Below are 18,868 nucleotides of genomic sequence, written 5' to 3'. Positions count from 1 at the left end.
AAAAACATACATTTTCGTTTATGAAGCATATTATAGTTACGCTACTTCTATTTTTTACCACACAGTTATTTTCACAAAATTACAATGTAGATTTAAGTTATTTTCTTCCTGAAAACACCAGCTATAATCCACAAATACCTACTCCAAAAAGTATCATTGGTCATGAAATTGGAGATTGGCACATTACGCATGATAAATTAGTGCAATATATGTATGAGGTTGCTGAAAAAAGTAATCGTGTTTCAATTGAAAATAGAGGAAGCACTTTTGAAGGTAGACCCCTTCTTTTATTAACTATTACTTCTGAAAGCAATCACAATAACATAGAAAATATTCGAAAAAGTCATGTTGCTTTAACGGAAGAAAATTCTTCAAGTATTAATACCAGTGAAATGCCAATAGTAGTCTATCAAGGTTTTTCAATACATGGTAACGAACCCAGTGGCTCAAATGCTTCATTAGCACTTGTTTATTATTTAGCAGCAGCACAGGGAACAGAAGTTGATGATTTACTAGCAAACACGGTCATACTTTTTGACCCTTCTTATAATCCAGATGGTTTACAGCGATTTGCCAATTGGGCAAATATTCATAAAAATAAAAATATCAACCCCGACCCAAATGATAGGGAATATAGTGAAGTATGGCCTGGAGGTAGAACCAACCATTATTGGTTCGACATGAATCGTGATTGGTTACCTGTACAATTACCAGAAAGTAGGGCTAGAATAAAAACGTTTCATGATTGGTATCCAAATATTTTAACCGATCATCATGAAATGGGAACCAATTCCAGTTTCTTTTTTCAACCAGGAATCCCTTCAAGAACACATCCATTAACTCCTCAAAAAAATCAAGATTTAACTGGAGCCATTGCAAAATTTCATGCCAAGGCTTTTAATAAAATAGGGAGTTTATATTATACCGAAGAAAGTTTTGATGATTTTTATTATGGCAAGGGTTCTACCTTTCCAGACATCAATGGTGCCGTAGGAATTTTATTCGAACAAGCATCCTCTAGAGGCCATGCACAAGAAAGCGACAATGGTATTTTAACCTTTCCTTTTACAATTCGCAATCAATTTACAGCAGCATTATCAACGCTAGAAGCTGCGGTTTCAATGCGAAAAGAAATGCTGGATTATCAAAAAGAATTTTTTAGCAATTCAAGAAAAGAAGCTTCAAAAGGGGGCGCTATAGTTTTTGGAGACGAAAAAGATGCTTCAAAAGTGTTTCATCTTGCTGAAATATTAGAACGTCATAAAATTAAATTTTATGAATTAAAACATGATATTTCAACTAGTGACAAAAATTTTAAAAAAGGATTCAGTTATGTTATTCCAAAAAATCAAAAACAACATCGCTTAATTAAAGCCATGTTTGAAAAGAGAACACAATTTAAAGACAGCTTATTTTACGATGTCAGTGCTTGGACCTTCCCATTAGCTTTTAATTTAGATTATACAGAAAATGTTTCCATGACACAAGTTGGTTCTGAAGTAATGGAGTTGAAGAAAATTAAAACATCTATCATTAATAAATCAGATTATGCATATTTAATGGAATGGCATGATTATTATACTCCAAAAGCGTTACATAAAATTCTAGAAAAAGGAATTCGTGCAAAAGTGGGAATGAAAACATTTTCAATTGAAAATAAAGAGTATGATTATGGAACTATTTTAATTCCTGTACAAAATCAAAAAATAACTAATGATGAATTACACTTGTTTCTGAAAGAAATTTCAGAAGAAAATAACATAAAAATTACAGGAGTAAGTACTGGTTTAACAAAAGGGATTGACCTTGGAAGTAGTCAGTTTAAAGCCTTAGATTCTCCAAAAATCGCATTAATTATAGGCGATGGAATAAGTCCTTATGATGCTGGTGAAATCTGGCATTTAATTGACCAACGCTATGATATTCCAATCACCAAGTTAGATACTAGAAGTTTAAAACGAAAAGACTTAAGCAGGTATTCTGATATTATTTTACCTAATAATTGGGGCAATGCATTAGATAAACAATCTACTGATAAATTAAAAGAGTGGGTTAAAAATGGAGGAACGCTTATCGGGTTTAAAAACGCAGGTAAATGGTTTAATAAAAATGAATTTTTAAAATTGAAATTTAAATCTGAGAAAGATTCAGCACAGCATATTACATTTGAACAGAAAAGCAACTATTTTGGTGCGAAAGTAATTGGCGGAGCTATTTTTAACACTCAAATAGATCGATCTCACCCAATCACTTTTGGATATAAAAACGCTACGTTACCTATTTTTAGAAACTCAACGTTGTTTTTAGTGGCTGATAAAGAGAGTTATAATAATCCCATTCGTTATACAAAAGATCCTTTACTAAGTGGATACATATCTCAAAATAATTTAAATTTTTTAAAAGAAACGGTAGCTTTTAGAAAAGGTAAATTAGGAAAAGGGACTGTCGTCTATTTTACGGATAATACCAATTTTAGAGCCTTTTGGTACGGAACAAATAAATTAATGATGAATGCTATTTTCTTTGGTGACTTTATGTAATAGCTACACACAAATCACAGAACCCATAGCATAAAAACTATTTGCTAAATAAGGTATTTAGAAAGATTAAAACTTTAAATTATTGATTTCGGATTTTGCAAGGTTAAATTCTGAAATCATTTCCTCAACAATTTGAGCTGCCGGTTTAATTTGATGTATAAGCCCTGCAATTTGTCCAATTTCTAATTCTCCTTCTACTAAATCGCCTTCAAACATTCCTTTTTTAGCTCTTGCCCTTCCTAATAATCCTTTTAAATCTTCTTTTGTTGGATTCGATTTGTATAAATCGATAACATCCTGAGAAAATTTATTTTTCAACAAACGTACGGGTGCTAATTCTTTCAAAGTTAAAAATGTATCACCATCATTAGCTTCGACCACTTTATCCTTAAATGCTTTATGAGCACTAGATTCTTCACTTGCAACAAAACGACTTCCTACTTGTACACCATCTGCTCCTAGAACCATTGCTGCTAGCATTCCTCTACCATTTGCAATTCCTCCAGCTGCTATTAAGGGCACAATTAACTTCTCCCTCACCATAGGAATTAAAGTAAACGTAGTGGTCTCCTCTCTACCATTATGTCCTCCGGCTTCAAACCCTTCAGCAACTATGCCATCAACGCCAGCTTCTTGTGCTTTTAAGGCAAATTTCACACTACTCACCACATGAACTACTGTAATACCATGTTTTTTTAATCGAGCAGTATGTGTTTTAGGATTCCCTGCGGAAGTAAAAACAATAGTAACACCTTCTTCAATTATGATGTCAATAATTTCCTCAATGTTTGGGTATAACATGGGAACATTTACACCAAATGGTTTATTAGTAGCCTTTTTACATTTAATAATATGTTCTCTTAAAACATCTGGGTACATAGAACCTGCCCCTAATAATCCAAGTCCTCCTGCATTACTAACTGCACTAGCTAAACGCCATCCACTATTCCATATCATTCCTGCTTGAATGATAGGATATTTAATATTAAAAAGTTGAGAAACGCTGTTTTGCACTATTTTTTTACAATTTTAAAACTAACTTGATGTTTTCCTTCTGAAATTGTTGCGATATAAATTCCGGTAGCTAATGATTCTATTGAAACTGAATTTAATTCAGAAGAAATTTCAGTACTCATAATTTTAGTTCCTAGTACAGAATATAAATCAAATTGGGCTTTATTTAATTCCTGTGGGAATGAAATATTTAGTATGTCTGAAGTAGGGTTAGGATATAACGCAAAATTAGACTTTAAAAAATCATCTTCAATTCCTAATATTAATAATTCATTGTATGCATCTTCAAAATTTGGAATACCATAACCCATTTCGTTTGTTGGATTATTATAAAGGTGTGAAGATTCTCTAACGAGTTGCATGATTTCACTATTAGTTACTTCTGGTCTTGCTTGCCATAAACAAGCTATAGCGCCAGCTAAAATTGGAGAACTAAAAGAAGTCCCATTATTAAAATCAACTCCTCCGTTAGTGCCAATTACAGCTGCATCTTGGCCTTGAGCCATCACATCTGGTTTCACTCTTCCATCTACCGTTGGTCCTTTAGAACTAAAACTAGCATAATTTCCACTTGGTGCTACTGCTCCAATAGTAAATACTCCTATAGCATCTGCAGGTGTACCTACTGTTGGGAAATCACTATTCCCACCATTTCCAGCCGAATTAACCATGATCATTCCTTTTTCAAAAGCAATATTTCCGCCTCTTGCAGCAAATGTTGTTTGACCGTCTAAATCTTCATAAGTATGATCATAATTACTATTATCATACCCTCTATAACTTAAAGAAGTATTAATAACATCTACTCCTAAACTATCAGATCTCTCTAATGCTGCAACCCACCAGGCTTCTTCAACTGGTGTTTCACTTGGAGTATATTCTGTTACAAATAAATAATATGAAGCTTCTGGGGCTGTACCCACAAATTGATTTTCTAAAAAACCACCCATATCACTAGCAGTTCTTGTTCCATGTGTACTTGTACCATCAACATTTGTGGATCTTTGTTCAAAATCAAAAGTTCCTAATAAACGACCATCACTTAACATATTTGCAAATCCAGGATTTGTATTTACACTAGGGAACCCTGCGTCTAAAACACCTATAATCATTCCTTGTCCAGCAAAATCTTGTTCATGTAAAAAATCACCTTTCAACATTTCTATTTGATTGGCAGCAGCTCCATAATTATAATCAATTCTTGAACTTGTATTTTCCATTTCAAACTTGTTTACAGTTCTATCTATTTCAGGAAAAAAATTAAGACTCTTATCTGCATACTCTACGCTCGTAACAAAAGGTAAATCTAATAAATTTTCAATATTCATTTGAGAACCTGTTACATATATACAATTCATCCATTTAGACTTTGCAGATACATTAATCCCTGTAGCATTTTTAATCTCTGTTATATAACTTTCCGTAACAGGAACATCTCTTTCATCAATTACAACGTTATGCATTTCTTTTCTATCTATTGCTTCTTGTGTTAAAATAGAAATAGGGTTTGCAATAGATTCAGCAACATTTTCTTTATCTGCAAAAAATACCCAAGCGTCTTCTTGTGCAAAAGTTGAACTTGCAATTAAACACACTAATAAAAGCACATAATTTTTCATAAGTCTTTTTTTTTTAATTCTTTTATTCTATTAATAAACAGTTAAGAAATTGTTTACCCTATTATTATTTTTAAGTATTATGATATAACTCCACTACCTATAAGTTCATCATCAGTATACCAAGCTACAAACTGTCCTTCAGTTATTGCAGATTGTGGATTCTCAAAAGTAACGAAAAGTCCTGAATCGCTTCTATATAATATTGCTTTTTCTAGGGTTTGACGGTATCGTATCCTTGCCATCACATTCATTGATTCATTTAATTTTAGCTCTAAATCTGGACGAACCCAATGAATTTCTTCAGGTAGTACTAATAATCCATTTCCATATAAACCGGGATGATTTTTCCCCAACCCTACATATATTATATTTTCAATAACATCGGTATCAATTACAAATAGTGGTTCTTTAGTACCTCCTACTGCTAGCCCCTTACGTTGTCCTTTGGTAAAATAATGTGCACCTTGATGTTTCCCAACTATATGACCATCTTTTTGGTTATATATAAATTTATTAGATAGATATTCAACTCTTTCTATTTCAGAATTAAACTCAATGTTTTCTTTATTATATCCTGAATAATCTGAAGGAATTTGAATAATATGTCCTTCTTTAGGTTTTAATTGTTGTTGAAGGAAATCAGGCAACTTAACTTTTCCTATAAAACATAATCCCTGAGAATCACGTTTCTCAGCAGTAATTAATTCTTGTTCTGAAGCAATTTCACGAACTTCTGGTTTTAATAATTCCCCTATAGGAAACAAAGTTTTCGCTAATTGATCTTGAGATAATTGACATAAAAAATAAGATTGATCCTTATTAGGGTCTTTTCCAGCTAACAATTGATACTTTTTTTCTCCATTCTCCTCAATAACTCCTTTTCTACAATAATGACCCGTTGCTACATAATCAGCACCAAGATTTAAAGCTATTTTTAAAAAAACATCAAATTTAATTTCACGATTACATAATACATCAGGGTTAGGGGTACGCCCCATTTTATATTCCCGAAACATATAATCGACAATCTTTTCTTTATATTCTTCACTTAAATCTACCGTTTGAAAAGGTATTCCTAATTTTTCAGCAACTAGCATTGCGTCATTACTATCGTCTAACCATGGGCATTCATTAGATATAGTAACAGTATCATCGTGCCAATTTTTCATAAAAAGCCCAATAACTTCATAGCCTTGCTCTTTTAATAGATAAGCTGCAACACTAGAATCTACACCTCCAGAGAGTCCAACGACAACACGTTTTTTCATACATTAATTTAAGAGACACAAAGATACATTTTTGTTCAAGATTAATATTTGATTGAGAGTTACAAATAAGTTTAGGAAACACTTTCATTTAATTTTAACAAAATTTTATTAAACATTAATATTTTATGTTTAATCTTTTTGTATATTTGTTAGACATTTTAAATTAAACAAAAAAACTATGAATTACAAAAAACAAATGAAAAAAATTAGCCTTGCTTTAGTATTGTTAGTCACATTCGCATCATGCGATAGTGATGATGATAACAGTACAACTGTTCAAGAACAGACTATTACAGAAATAGCTGTTGGAAATGAAAATTTAACTTCTTTAGTTGCAGCATTACAAGTTGCTGGTTTAGCTGAAGCGTTAAATGGTGACGGACCATTTACAGTTTTCGCTCCTACAAACGCTGCATTTAGTGCTTTTTTAACTGCAAATGGATTTAGTCAATTATCAGATGTACCTGTAGATTTATTAACTCAAGTATTACTTAACCATGTTATTTCTGGTGAGTTAATGGCTGGAGATTTATCAACATCGTATGGAAATACGTTAGCTACGACAACCGCTGGTGAAAACTTGAGTATTTATATTAATACTTCTAATGGTGTTCGATTAAATAATGTATCTTCTGTAACACAAGCAGATATAACTGCTTCTAATGGAGTAATCCATGTTGTTGATGCAGTAATAGGATTACCTTCAGTAGTAGATTTTGCTTTAGCTGATCCAACTTTTGAAACGCTAGTTGCAGCATTAACCAGAGATGATTTAACATTTGATTATGTAACTACGCTGTCAACCCCAAATGGAACTAGTCCAGCTCCTTTTACGGTTTTCGCCCCTACAAATGAAGCCTTTGGAGATTTATTAGCTGAGCTAGGTGCTTCAGGATTATCAGATATTTCAGAGCCTGTTTTAAAAGCAACTTTAGATCATCATGCTGTTGCTGGTGCTAATGTGCAATCTTCTAGCTTAACTGACAATATGGTTGTAGGTACGCTTGGCGGAAATATAACTATAAATGTAACTGGAGGAGCTACAATAACTGATGCAAATAATAGAGTTAGTAATATAATTGCTGTTGATGTACAAGCATTAAATGGAGTTATTCATGCAATTGATAAAGTAATTCTTCCCCCACTTTAATAATCCCAAAATAAAGCATGTTTGATTAGTTGATGCTTTGTTCTAAAAAGAGTTCTCAAATAAAATTGAGAACTCTTTTTCTTTAGTACTTTTTTGGTTTTGGATAGGTTTCTTCTAGAATAATCTTACCATTTTTATAATGCTTCCAAACTCCGTGTTTTTTACCGTTTTTATAATTGCCTTCAATTATAACAACTCCGTCTGCATCATAATAAAAAGCTTTATCATGCAATTGATCATTTACGTAATATAATTTTTTTAAAAGCACCCCTTCTAAAGAGTAATAATTGTCTTCTCCCTCTTTCAAACCGTCTTTATAATTGATTATTTGAGTTACTTTATTATTCTTATAATAGGTGGTTTTTAATCCTTCTAATTTTCCTTCAACATAAAACTCTTTAGTCATTATGTTTTTAGAGTTTTTTTGATAATAAAGCCATTCACCTTTTTTATTTTTTCCATCCATTTTACCTTCACTGACCAATTTTCCTTTCTTAGTAAAATATTGAACTTGCGCACTATTATCTGAATCATTAAATGTTCTAACGACCATAGGCAGGTCTTTACAATCACTACAGTAGTACTTAAAAACACCTACTTCTTTTCCGTGAATAAATTGACCTTCATACCTCAACTGTCTTGAGTTCTCATGGTATTTTTTCCACACACCATGACGTTCATTATTAGCATCAAATTGATTGACCTCAACTTGTGCTAAAACACTTGCTGTTACAATAAAAAAGCTAAATAAAGTTATTAATTTCATGTGTGTATTATTATTTTCTAACGATTATACTTAGACAAGCTCGTTTCATAGTTGCAAAACCTATTTAAACTGTATAACGAAAAAACAAACACCTATATTTTAGGTATTTTTAAAATCATTCCTTCAGACACTCTAAACTCATCAACATGGCCAGAAACACCATTACCATCTGTCTTTACATGCACATGAATATTTGTTTCATGATGTGTAAAAACCCCATGGTGTTTGTTTGAGTAAAAGCCTAACATAGCTACATTTTTATCATTAATTGTACCATAAAGCCCTGTTGTTTTATGTTTTTTATGAGTATGTACTGTATCACCTTTTCTCCAATTAATTACATGCCAACTAAACGATTCTATGGTTCCTTCTAATAAAAATGGAAAAGGAGTTTCTATATCTATACTATTTTCATTTGCTACTCTAAGTAAAAAAATTTCGAACTGATCTTCTGTTGTTAGCCCTTTTGGGATTTTAAATCTTTTCCATTCTGGAACTTCAGCATACACTAATAAAGCTGCTTTTTTTGAAAGTGTTTTATCATAATTCAATGAATTATTCTTTACTGACGTTATAAAAGATTCACTATTGAAAACTTGAATTTCACCTTGTAAATATTCTAAAGCACCAAGTGCATAAAAATTAGGAGTATCCTTAAACTTTAATAAATCTGCCTTAGCTGTAATATCACCAGACATAAGTTCTTTTAGTGCACCTTTATAATTAACCTTATTAACTTCTTCCTTTTCTATTGACTCGCATGAAAAGAAAACTAAAACTGAAAAAAGAATAATTAGTAATCTCATAACTAAATAGTTTTTATTAAATATCTGTTTAAACAAGAAACTCCCAAAAGGGAGTTTCAAAATTTTATTTTTTATTTTTTTTCTGTTGCTCTGCTTGCTCCATCATATCAGCCATTTTCTTTTGAAACTTATTTTGTTTCTTAGGCTTCTTCTTATTCACCTGAATCTTAGCGAGAATTTTCTCTTCATCAATAATAAATTTCTTTATTACTAACATTATTCCAATCGTAATTAAGTTAGAGGTTAAATAATAAACCGATAAGCCACTGGCATAATTATTAAAGAAAACCAACATCATTAATGGAGAAAGATACATCAAGAATTTCATGTTTGGCATTCCAGGTTGTTGCTGTTGTTGCATGGTTTGCCCAGTAGTCATCATCATATAAATAAATATAGCTATCGATGCTAAAATTGGAAATAAACTTACGTGATCTCCGTAAAATGGAATATTAAAAGGCAATTCAGCTATAGAATCGAAACTTGATAAATCCTCAGCCCATAAAAAGCTTTTCTGACGTAAATCGAAAGCACTTGGAAAAAATGTAAATAAAGCATAAAAGACAGGAATTTGTAATATCGCTGGCAAGCATCCTTTTAAAGGACTTGCTCCTGCAATATTTTGCAGCTTCATAGTCTCCTGCTGGATTTTCATTTTATTTCCTTCAAACTTTACTTTTATCTCATCCAATTCAGGTTTTAAAACCTTTAGCTTAGCTTGAGACAAGTATTGCTTGTATTGTACAGGAGACATTGCTAACTTGATTAATACAGTTAACATAATAATTGCAATTCCTGCTGGAAGAAATCCAGTTAAAAATCCGAATAAAGGAATAATTAAATATTTATTTAGCCACCCAAAAAGACCCCAACCTAAAGGCATTGCTTCATCTAGATTTCTGTCATATTCTTTAAATACTTTGTAATCTGTTGGCCCATAATACATGTTCATATCGTAAGATATTCCCCCACTTTTAGGTGCAAGTAACATTTTAGCGCCGTATTGTTTTGTATAAACCGTATCTATTGCTTCATCTAGTACTAAATCGATTGAGCTTAAGGCTACTTCTTTAAAAGGCGTTTCTGTAAGCAGCATAGAACTAAAGAAATGTTGTCTGAAATTCATCCAAGTAACATCTTTTTCAATCTCAGCGTCTTCACCAGTTGGTGACAGTTTATCATGCTTACCTTCATTCTCATGCTCGTAGGTTAAACGAGAATAACGATTTTCATAGGTAATACTTTTCGCATGACGATATCCTTTAAATTTCCAATCAAGGTAAATAGGTTGTGATGTGTTTATTACGTTATCTAGTCCTTGTGTTTTCACACTAAACCCTAACATATAATCATTAGGAATTAATTCATATCTATATTCAATATATTTATCTGAAGCAGTTTTTAGCTTCATTGATAATACTGAATTATTTCCATTGCTAGAAAGGGTCGGTTCAAAATAAAGATCTTCAGAATTAAGTAATCTATTTTCAGCCGAAAACTGAAGATTCATCGTAGAGTTTCCATCCTTAATTAAATAAACAGAGGAACCATTATAGATAGTTTCATTCTTTAATTTAACTTCAGTAATATAACCACCTTTATTGCTTACAGTTATATAAAGCAATTCATTTTCAATAACTGTAGTATTTTCTTTTGCTGAAGGTAACGTTCCTGAATATGCAAATGAACCTAAACGATTCTGAAGACTAGCTAAGGAAAGTGAATCACCCTTATTTACACTTGCAATTTCTTTTGTAGCATCTTCTAAACTAATATCGCTGCTAGATTTCTCTAGCGCAGCTTTATCTTCTGCTAATTTTTCAATTTTTGCTTTTTCTGCTTTTTGAGCTTCTTTCTCTTCTGGAGTTGGCTGATTTTGCCACAGCATAAATAATAGTATTCCTCCTATTAACACAAAACCTATTATGGTGTTAAAGTCAAACTTTTTTTCTTCCATAGTATCTATTACAATCTTTATAAGAATAAAGATATTTACTTATTAGTTTTTATTATCCTTTAAAATCATTCCATTTACAATATTACGCCAATTTGACACCTTATTTTTCCGAATGATCCAAAGCTGCTTTTACAAACGCCACAAATAAAGGATGTGGGCTGGCAACGGTACTTTTATATTCTGGATGGTATTGCACTCCAACAAACCATGGGTGAGAAGGAATTTCAACAATCTCTACCAAATTTGTTTCTTGATTAATACCTGTAGATTTCATTCCTGCTTCTTCTAATTGATCTCTAAAGGTATTATTGTATTCATAACGATGACGGTGACGTTCTTCTATATGAGTTGAACCATAAACTGAATCGACCAAACTATCTTTTTGCAATTCACATTTCCAGGCACCCAAACGCATCGTACCCCCTTTATTAGTGATACTTTTTTGATCTTCCATTAAATCTATAACTGGAAAAGGAGTATCTGCATTCATCTCGGTAGAATTTGCTTTCTTCAATCCAAGTACATTGCGAGCATATTCAATAACTGCCATCTGCATTCCTAGACAGATTCCTAAAAATGGTATTTCTTGTTCTCTTGCATAGCGAACTGCTTCAACTTTTCCTTCTATACCTCTTTCTCCAAATCCAGGTGCAACTAAAACAGCATTTAATTTGGAAAATTTTTCAGCAATATTATCTTTATTGATATATTCTGAATGTATAGAAATAACATTCACTTTCACTTCATTTGCAGCACCCGCGTGAATGAATGATTCTAAAATAGATTTATAAGAATCTTGAAGCTCTACATATTTACCTATAAGTCCAATGTTAACTGTACTCTTCGGATTTTTATGTCTTGTCAGGAATTGATTCCAACGGTCTAGATTTGGGCTAGTTGTATTTGATAAGTTTAATTTATTTAGAACAATGGCATCTAAACCTTCTTCCAACATTAAATTAGGAACATCATAAATGGTAGATGCATCTATAGATTCAATAACTGCTTCTTTTTGAACATTACAAAATAATGCTAATTTTCTACGAAGGTCATCTGAAAGGTGATGTTCTGTACGGCACACTAAAATATCGGCGCGTATTCCACTTTCCATTAATGTTTTTACTGAATGTTGCGTAGGTTTTGTTTTTAACTCCCCCGCAGCTTTTAAATAAGGTACAAGTGTAAGATGAATCACTAATGCATTATCATCTCCTAATTCCCATTTTAACTGTCGTACTGCTTCAATATAAGGTAATGATTCTATATCACCTACAGTTCCACCGATTTCGGTTATAACTATATCAAATTCACCACTTTTTCCAAGTATCTGAACACGTTCTTTAATTTCATTTGTAATATGAGGAATCACCTGAACGGTTTTTCCTAGAAACTCACCTCTTCGTTCTTTTTGAATAACACTTTGGTAAATTTTTCCAGTAGTTACATTATTAGCTTGTGAGGTTGAAACATTTAGAAATCGTTCGTAGTGACCTAAATCCAAATCTGTTTCTGCACCATCATCGGTAACATAACATTCACCATGCTCGTAAGGATTTAAAGTTCCTGGATCGACATTGATGTAGGGATCTAATTTTTGAATGGTTACTTTATATCCTCTTGCTTGTAGCAACTTCGCCAAAGAGGCAGCAATAATTCCTTTACCTAAAGAAGAAGATACTCCGCCCGTTACGAATATATACTTTGTAGTGCTCATATTATGTTAACTATACGGGATGCAAAGTTACAGTTTTATTGGCAGATGAATACTACATATATTTTAAAAAACTTAAGGAATTTTAATAATAAGGAGAACGCCTTTTATTTATGATTAACTTTTTAATTAAAGGTTCTAAACCGTTGATTTTAATTTCGTTCATTTCCCGCATCATATTTCCTAATTTACCTTCAGGAAATCCTTTTTGCTGAAACCAGACGTAATAGGTTTCAGGTATATTCACTAAAAACTGCCCTTTGTACTTTCCAAAGGGCATTTTATAATTAGCCAGCTCAATTAAATGATTAGGGTCGGGTTTAATTCCAGGGTTCATGTATTATTATTTCTTTTTGCACAAAGGCTTCCCATTGTAATTCTCTTTCTCTGTTTTTTGAATGATCAGATTCTTTATCGAATTGATGTTGCATCGCAACTCTTTCTTGTTCAGTTTCGCTATATAGCTTTTCAATTTCGGATTTAATATTTTCTGAAAAAACAGTATTTCCTATTTTTTTCCGAAGAATACGAGCGTGTAATTCAGAAATATCAAAATGCGTTTGTTCATGATTTAAAATATGTTGATCCACTTTTGAAGGTATATACCATGAAGTTTCTGGATAAAAATAACTATGCACTTTATAATCATAGTCAATGTCATTGCCACTTTTAGAATAAGAATATGAAAAAGACATACCCGAATTGGTCGTTGCTACATAACCGCTATTCAACTTAGGCTTCCCTTGAAAGTCTTCCCAAGTTAGCTTTTGAGAATCACTCCAAGTCATTTTTACTGGATCTACTTCCGAAGGAAATAAGAAAAAGAAAATGAATAAAAAGCGTAGGATTGAAAACATAAAATTAATAACGTAAAAATTAATTTTTTATTGAATTACGAAACCTTCCTTTCTTTTAAAAAATTATTTTACTACTTCAAATTGAAGGTTTTCATCATACTTAACAATGTAAAAAGCATTGTTTTGATATCCAGAAAATAATTTTTTAGAGTATTGGAATTTATTTTCTACGTATTCCGTAATATAATCATTGCTTGTTGCATCATACATATCATCTGCAGAAGCTAATCGTAAAATAACATCATAAGCTACATCAAAACCTCTTGCTGCATATTTGTTTGGCAATACACCGTATTTATTTTTATAACTTGTCACAAAAGCATTGGGTTCTTTATAATTATACGATTTATTAATCGATGGAAATGTAAACCCTAGGTGCGCTAAATGAAAATTTGAAATATCATGAAAATCATACACTCTATCTTTATCTAAAGTAAACAAACGCAGTTTGGCCTCTTCTGGCATTCCGTTAAGAAGACCCACCACATTACTCACTAACACAGGATCTCTAGACTCTAGAATTACCCAATTTTCTTTTGTTTCATCAATTTTAGCTTGAATATCATCCACATAAATGTAGGCCTCTTTTCGTAAACTAATTGTTTTAGTGCTAGGTAAAGCTGAAATTATTTTAGCTTTTTGCTCACTTCTTTTAGCGTCACATACTAAAATTATATTTTTACCTTCACTATTCTCTTTAATAAAATCAATCATCGCATTTTCTAACATTGCATCTGTAGGCATTGTTTGAAATAAGTTCGATGAAATTTTCATTTCTCTATTACTTAATGGAGAAAATATAGGCGTATCAGTTTTCTTCAATAATTGAGTCGCTTTTATTACATTTTTCTCTAACAAAGGGCCAATAACAGCATCAACATTTGAAAAATCATTTTTAGCAATTAGTGAAGCTACTTTATTCTCACTTGCTTGAGTATCTAAAACCTCAACCTCTAGTGAAATACCTTTTTCTTTTGCAAATTCAGTTGCCATTAAAACACCACTATAAAAATCTAATGCGACTCTTAAGGTCCTATTTCCTATAAGTAAATCTTTATCTGAATCTAAAGTGTCTGATTTAATTTTATTTAATTGAAAAGGAAGCATCACAACTAGCTTCTTTTTTGATCTATTAATTATTTCATTTTCAAGATTAACAACATTAGAATGCTCTGAAATAACTAAACCGCCTTTCTTCGGAATTTTTAAAATCATTCCATCTTTTAATCCTTCTTTAGCATAAGGATTAAGGGCTACGATTTCTTCTTTCGATAATCCAAATTTAACTTTTAGCCTAAAAAATCCTTCTTTCGGCTGTACTTCATAAAACTCATAAAGACCTTCCTCTATCACTGAAGAACCTGCAGAAGAAGTATTTGGCACATTTAAAGTATTACCAATTTTTAATCCTTCCCTAAGGTTCGGGTTTAATTGTTCTAATTCAACTATTGTAATTCCATATTTACGTGCAATACCATACTTCGTTTCTTTTGCAATGATCGTATGGGTTGCAGTTTTAGAAGAAGTATTATTTTCATTGGTGGTATTTTCGATAACCTCTATTGCAATTTCTTTAAGGTTGATAGGGATCTTTAGTTTTTCGCCTTTACGTAATTCGTTTGCATAAAGATGTTTGTTAAACTTTTTTATATTCCCGACGCTTACATTGTATTTTTTTGAAATACTATAAAGCGTTTCTCTCCTTTTAACGCGGTGTTTTTTAAATTTTACCTCTTGAGTTGTAGTATTTATAACAACATTAACAGGAAGAATCAATACATTTAATGCAGAAACTCCATTGCTAAGTTCCGGATTTAAACGAATTATTTCACCTTCACTAATGCCATATTCCTTAGAAATACTCGAAATAGTTTCTCCATTTTTTACGGTATGACTTCGGTATTTATCTTGTGCATTCAACGTTGAATTCACTAATAAAAAACAAACAATTAGTATGTAATATAAATATTTCATTTTGGTTTATTCCCATTCAATAGTAGCAGGTGGTTTCGAGCTAATATCATATACTACTCTATTAACGCCTTTTACTCTATTTATTATATTGTTAGAAGTTTCTTGCAAAAACTCATAAGGCAAATTTACCCAGTCTGCAGTCATTCCATCTGTAGATTCTACGGCTCTTAAAGCAACAACTTTTTCATAGGTTCTTTCATCACCCATTACACCAACGCTATTTACTGGTAATAACATTGCTCCTGCCTGCCACACTTTATCGTATAAATCCCATTTTTTTAATCCATCAATAAAAATGGCATCAACCTCTTGTAATATACGAACTTTCTCAGCGGTAACATCTCCCAATATTCTAATTCCTAATCCAGGTCCTGGAAATGGATGCCTTCCTAATAAGTTAGCATCAATACCCATCTCAGCTCCTACTCTACGAACCTCATCTTTAAAAATCATTCGCAAAGGCTCTACCACTTTTAGTTTCATAAAATCTGGTAATCCTCCTACATTATGATGCGATTTAATTGTTGCTGAAGGGCCTCCTGTTACTGAAACACTTTCAATAACATCTGGATAAATAGTTCCCTGCGCTAACCAATCTACATTTTCGACTAAATGTGCTTCAGCATCAAATACTTCTATAAATGAGCGGCCTATCGCTTTGCGTTTTCCTTCTGGATCACTAATTCCTTTGAGTGCTTCCAAAAACCGTTCCGAAGCATCAACACCTTTTACATTTAGACCCATGTCCTTGTATTGGTCAAGCACGCTTTCAAATTCATTTTTTCTTAGTAAGCCGTTATTTACAAATATGCAATACAGGTTTTCACCAATCGCCTTATTCAATAATATCGCAGCTACTGTTGAATCTACTCCTCCACTTAAACCAAGCACCACTTTATCGTTTCCTAATTTCTCTTTCAAACCTGAAACCGTAGTATCCACAAAAGCTGCAGGAGTCCAATCTTGTTTTACTCCAGCTATGTGTACTAAAAAGTTTTCTAGTAGTTTTTTTCCATCGGTAGTATGATATACTTCTGGATGAAATTGAATAGCATACGTATCTTCTCCTTCAATTCTATAAGCTGCGTTAGCTACATCGTTCGTGCTTGCTAAACGCACACCATTTGTTGGGAGTTCAGCAATCGTATCGCTATGACTCATCCAAACTTGCGTCCCTTCTTTTATTCCTGCAAAAATTCCAGTTCCATCAAGAATTGTATTAAGGTTTGCACGACCATACTCTCTTATATCTGAAGGCGCAACCTTTCCTCCATTAAAATGAGCTAGATACTGAGCGCCGTAACAAACCGCTAAAAGAGGTTTGTGACCTTTTATTTTTGAAAGGTCTGGATGCGGAGCATCTTCGGCGCGTACCGAAAACGGGCTCCCCGATAAAATAACTGCTTTAAAATCATCTAAATTTTCTGGAATCTTGTAATAGGGAAGAATTTCACTATACATATTTAGTTCTCTAACACGTCTAGCTATAAGCTGTGTATATTGCGAACCGAAATCTAAAATAAGTACCTTGTTTTGCATAGGCAAAAGTAAATAAAAATTGGCTTTTCCCTAAGCGTAAAAAGAAAAATATTAAGAGAGTTTTAGAATCGTAAATTTACCTACTAAGGGATCCAATTCTTTCTTGATTTCATCTAAAAGTAAATCTCCGAATTCTAGATATAATTCTGAAAAATTTACAGTCCGTTCTTGTAATGATTCCTTCGGAAATAATTGATCTTGTATCGAAGTTAATCGTTCTAATTCGTCTTTTAATTTTCTCTTCTGAGCTTTTAACAACCGCTTTTCTAAATTATCTAAACCGTTTAATTGTTTCTTTTCTTGTGCACCAACAGCTCCTAAAAAAGATTTATCTGTTTGTTTTGCAAGTTCAAATAAGTCCTCAAATTGTTTTTTTAAATACGCTCTTTGTTTAGTAAAATCAATATCTATTACTGTTAAATAATGTGTGTGTTTTACTTCTAAATCATGCTGACTTAAAAACAGAGAAGATACATTTTCATTTAATTTTTGCAGTTTATCATCTAGTTTCAATGGCATTAACAACACCGAATTCCTCAACAATAACATCGGGAATGGAACTGAAACACTTTCAAAATAATCTTTTAACTGAAACCAATACGCCAATTCTCCTCCTCCACCTACATAACATAAGTTTGGCAGAATAACTTCCTGATATAAAGGTCGCAATAGCGCATTCGGTGAAAATCGCTCCGGGTACTTTTCTAATTCTTCCAAGATCTGTTCTTCAGAGAATTCAAGTTCAGAACCAGTTATATAAAAGATGCCATCCTTTTTTACAATTCGTTCTCTAAGCCCTTCTTTTAAGTAAAACAAATTAATCTCTCTTGGATGTACTTGTTCTTTATATCCTTTTTCAATTATCCTTTCAGAAGTTTTTACAATAATAGTATGCGATTGGTTGTGTACTAATTCTTTTTGAACAAAAGGGGCAAATTCTTTTTTGAGTGCTGCATCATTTCCATCGACAATCACTAAACCATATTGTGCAAAAAGCTCATTGGCCATATATCGAGTTGCCTCTGCTAAATTATCGTGCTGCGTATAAGATTCAGAAAAAAGTTTTATTAATTTTTGTGCATGATCGGTTGCTCCAAATTGGTTCTTTAAAACCTCAACTAGTTCATCTAATCCTTCTGTTGAAAGTTCACCCACTGCTCCACCGCTTTCTCTATTCCAACTGATTTTTTTTCCGAAGAGATTAAAATAATTGATTTCATCAAAATCATGATCCTCAGTAGCCATCCAGTATACTGGCACAAAATGTTGATCTGAATACTTTACATTTAATTCTTCTGAAAGATTAATAACAGAAAAAATCTTGTATAAAAAATACAAGGGACCCGTAAAAAGGTTTAACTGATGCCCCGTGGTAATTGTAAATGTATTTGAATGTACTAATGATTGAATGTTCTTTTGAGTTGCTTCTGAAAGAGTTGTATTGCGATACTGAACCGATAACCTTTCAGATAAGGTCTTTCTTTTCGAAAGCGAAAAATCATTTTTTAAAGCAATCTGTTTTTTAAAATTATCTATCGTTGGAAATAATTGATAAAAAGAAGACAACGATTCTTTTTCTGAAAGATAATCGCATATCATTTTCGAAAAATATCCTGTTTCCTGATATGAAATATGAGTAGTTGGCATATAGTATTTTGCAATATATT

Annotated in this window: 14 protein-coding genes; 2 read left to right on the top strand and 12 right to left on the bottom strand. The window is 32.2% G+C overall.

Annotated elements, in window-relative coordinates; translation table 11 throughout:
• Positions 1–20: 20 nt before the first annotated feature.
• Positions 21–2,540, top strand: a complete 2,520-nt coding sequence (locus tag ABXT64_RS11110) for a M14 family metallopeptidase (protein ID WP_443633004.1) — start codon at positions 21–23, stop codon at positions 2,538–2,540.
• A 66-nt stretch (positions 2,541–2,606) separates the two neighbouring features.
• Here the strand turns inward: ABXT64_RS11110 and ABXT64_RS11105 are convergent, their stop codons facing one another.
• The 3 genes from ABXT64_RS11105 to mnmA all read right to left on the bottom strand — a co-directional run bounded on the left by ABXT64_RS11105 (position 2,607) and on the right by mnmA (position 6,441).
• Positions 2,607–3,554, bottom strand: coding sequence for an NAD(P)H-dependent flavin oxidoreductase (locus ABXT64_RS11105; RefSeq protein WP_443633003.1), 948 nt, complete (start codon positions 3,552–3,554; stop codon positions 2,607–2,609).
• On the bottom strand, positions 3,554–5,173 hold the full coding sequence (locus ABXT64_RS11100) for a S8 family serine peptidase (RefSeq protein ID WP_443633002.1): 1,620 nt from the start codon (positions 5,171–5,173) through the stop codon (positions 3,554–3,556). Before ABXT64_RS11100 ends, ABXT64_RS11105 begins: the two co-directional genes overlap by 1 nt.
• A 77-nt stretch (positions 5,174–5,250) precedes the next feature.
• Positions 5,251–6,441, bottom strand: a complete 1,191-nt coding sequence (gene mnmA / locus ABXT64_RS11095) for a tRNA 2-thiouridine(34) synthase MnmA (protein WP_443633001.1) — start codon at positions 6,439–6,441, stop codon at positions 5,251–5,253.
• 178 nt (positions 6,442–6,619) lie between these two features.
• Between mnmA and ABXT64_RS11090 the strand changes: the two genes are divergently transcribed.
• Positions 6,620–7,591 carry a fasciclin domain-containing protein gene (locus ABXT64_RS11090; RefSeq protein ID WP_443633000.1) on the top strand — a complete coding sequence of 324 codons (972 nt, stop codon included), beginning with the start codon at positions 6,620–6,622 and terminating at the stop codon, positions 7,589–7,591.
• An 82-nt stretch (positions 7,592–7,673) separates the two neighbouring features.
• Here ABXT64_RS11090 and ABXT64_RS11085 read toward each other — a convergent pair whose 3' ends face one another.
• The 9 genes from ABXT64_RS11085 to bshC form a co-directional block, all read right to left on the bottom strand.
• Complete coding sequence (locus ABXT64_RS11085) at positions 7,674–8,357, bottom strand: toxin-antitoxin system YwqK family antitoxin (protein ID WP_443632999.1); 684 nt, start codon at positions 8,355–8,357, stop codon at positions 7,674–7,676.
• Between the two features lie 92 nt (positions 8,358–8,449).
• Positions 8,450–9,163, bottom strand: a complete 714-nt coding sequence (locus ABXT64_RS11080) for a decarboxylase (RefSeq protein WP_443632998.1) — start codon at positions 9,161–9,163, stop codon at positions 8,450–8,452.
• 64 nt (positions 9,164–9,227) lie between these two features.
• Positions 9,228–11,120 carry a membrane protein insertase YidC gene (gene yidC / locus ABXT64_RS11075; RefSeq protein ID WP_443632997.1) on the bottom strand — a complete coding sequence of 631 codons (1,893 nt, stop codon included), beginning with the start codon at positions 11,118–11,120 and terminating at the stop codon, positions 9,228–9,230.
• 100 nt (positions 11,121–11,220) lie between these two features.
• Entirely contained in the window at positions 11,221–12,834 is a 1,614-nt protein-coding gene (locus tag ABXT64_RS11070) for a CTP synthase (RefSeq protein WP_443632996.1), read from the bottom strand.
• A gap of 82 nt (positions 12,835–12,916) precedes the next feature.
• The gene (locus ABXT64_RS11065) at positions 12,917–13,168 is read right to left on the bottom strand and encodes a DUF3820 family protein (protein ID WP_443632995.1); all 252 of its coding nucleotides are present in this window, start codon (positions 13,166–13,168) and stop codon (positions 12,917–12,919) included.
• Positions 13,152–13,688: a DUF922 domain-containing protein gene (locus ABXT64_RS11060; RefSeq protein ID WP_443632994.1), complete on the bottom strand. Its 537-nt coding sequence runs from the start codon at positions 13,686–13,688 to the stop codon at positions 13,152–13,154. The genes ABXT64_RS11065 and ABXT64_RS11060 overlap by 17 nt, the downstream gene beginning before the upstream one ends.
• A gap of 63 nt (positions 13,689–13,751) precedes the next feature.
• Positions 13,752–15,662 (bottom strand): LysM peptidoglycan-binding domain-containing protein, encoded by a 1,911-nt coding sequence (locus ABXT64_RS11055; RefSeq protein ID WP_443632993.1) that lies wholly within the window; start codon positions 15,660–15,662, stop codon positions 13,752–13,754.
• A 6-nt stretch (positions 15,663–15,668) separates the two neighbouring features.
• Positions 15,669–17,201: a glutamine-hydrolyzing GMP synthase gene (guaA, locus tag ABXT64_RS11050; protein WP_443632992.1), complete on the bottom strand. Its 1,533-nt coding sequence runs from the start codon at positions 17,199–17,201 to the stop codon at positions 15,669–15,671.
• 51 nt (positions 17,202–17,252) lie between these two features.
• Positions 17,253–18,848, bottom strand: a complete 1,596-nt coding sequence (bshC, locus tag ABXT64_RS11045) for a bacillithiol biosynthesis cysteine-adding enzyme BshC (protein ID WP_443632991.1) — start codon at positions 18,846–18,848, stop codon at positions 17,253–17,255.
• Between the last annotated feature and the right edge of the window lie 20 nt (positions 18,849–18,868).

The organism is Candidatus Marifrigoribacter sp. Uisw_064 (assembly GCF_047730175.1).
In the GTDB taxonomy this organism is placed as follows: Bacteria; Bacteroidota; Bacteroidia; order Flavobacteriales; family Flavobacteriaceae; genus Marifrigoribacter.
Note: the sequence above shows the minus strand (reverse complement) of the source record. Positions and strands in the feature narration are given on the sequence as shown.

Bases quoted from the DNA above. Each gene is read 5' to 3' on its own strand.
- ABXT64_RS11110 (WP_443633004.1), top strand. From the start codon at position 21: ATGAAGCATATTATAGTTACGCTACTTCTATTTTTTACCACACAGTTA.
- ABXT64_RS11100 (WP_443633002.1), bottom strand. From the start codon at position 5,173: ATGAAAAATTATGTGCTTTTATTAGTGTGTTTAATTGCAAGTTCAACT.
- mnmA (WP_443633001.1), bottom strand. From the start codon at position 6,441: ATGAAAAAACGTGTTGTCGTTGGACTCTCTGGAGGTGTAGATTCTAGT.
- ABXT64_RS11090 (WP_443633000.1), top strand. From the start codon at position 6,620: ATGAATTACAAAAAACAAATGAAAAAAATTAGCCTTGCTTTAGTATTG.
- ABXT64_RS11085 (WP_443632999.1), bottom strand. From the start codon at position 8,357: ATGAAATTAATAACTTTATTTAGCTTTTTTATTGTAACAGCAAGTGTT.
- ABXT64_RS11080 (WP_443632998.1), bottom strand. From the start codon at position 9,163: ATGAGATTACTAATTATTCTTTTTTCAGTTTTAGTTTTCTTTTCATGC.
- yidC (WP_443632997.1), bottom strand. From the start codon at position 11,120: ATGGAAGAAAAAAAGTTTGACTTTAACACCATAATAGGTTTTGTGTTA.
- ABXT64_RS11070 (WP_443632996.1), bottom strand. From the start codon at position 12,834: ATGAGCACTACAAAGTATATATTCGTAACGGGCGGAGTATCTTCTTCT.
- ABXT64_RS11065 (WP_443632995.1), bottom strand. From the start codon at position 13,168: ATGAACCCTGGAATTAAACCCGACCCTAATCATTTAATTGAGCTGGCT.
- ABXT64_RS11060 (WP_443632994.1), bottom strand. From the start codon at position 13,688: ATGTTTTCAATCCTACGCTTTTTATTCATTTTCTTTTTCTTATTTCCT.
- ABXT64_RS11055 (WP_443632993.1), bottom strand. From the start codon at position 15,662: ATGAAATATTTATATTACATACTAATTGTTTGTTTTTTATTAGTGAAT.
- guaA (WP_443632992.1), bottom strand. From the start codon at position 17,201: ATGCAAAACAAGGTACTTATTTTAGATTTCGGTTCGCAATATACACAG.
- bshC (WP_443632991.1), bottom strand. From the start codon at position 18,848: ATGCCAACTACTCATATTTCATATCAGGAAACAGGATATTTTTCGAAA.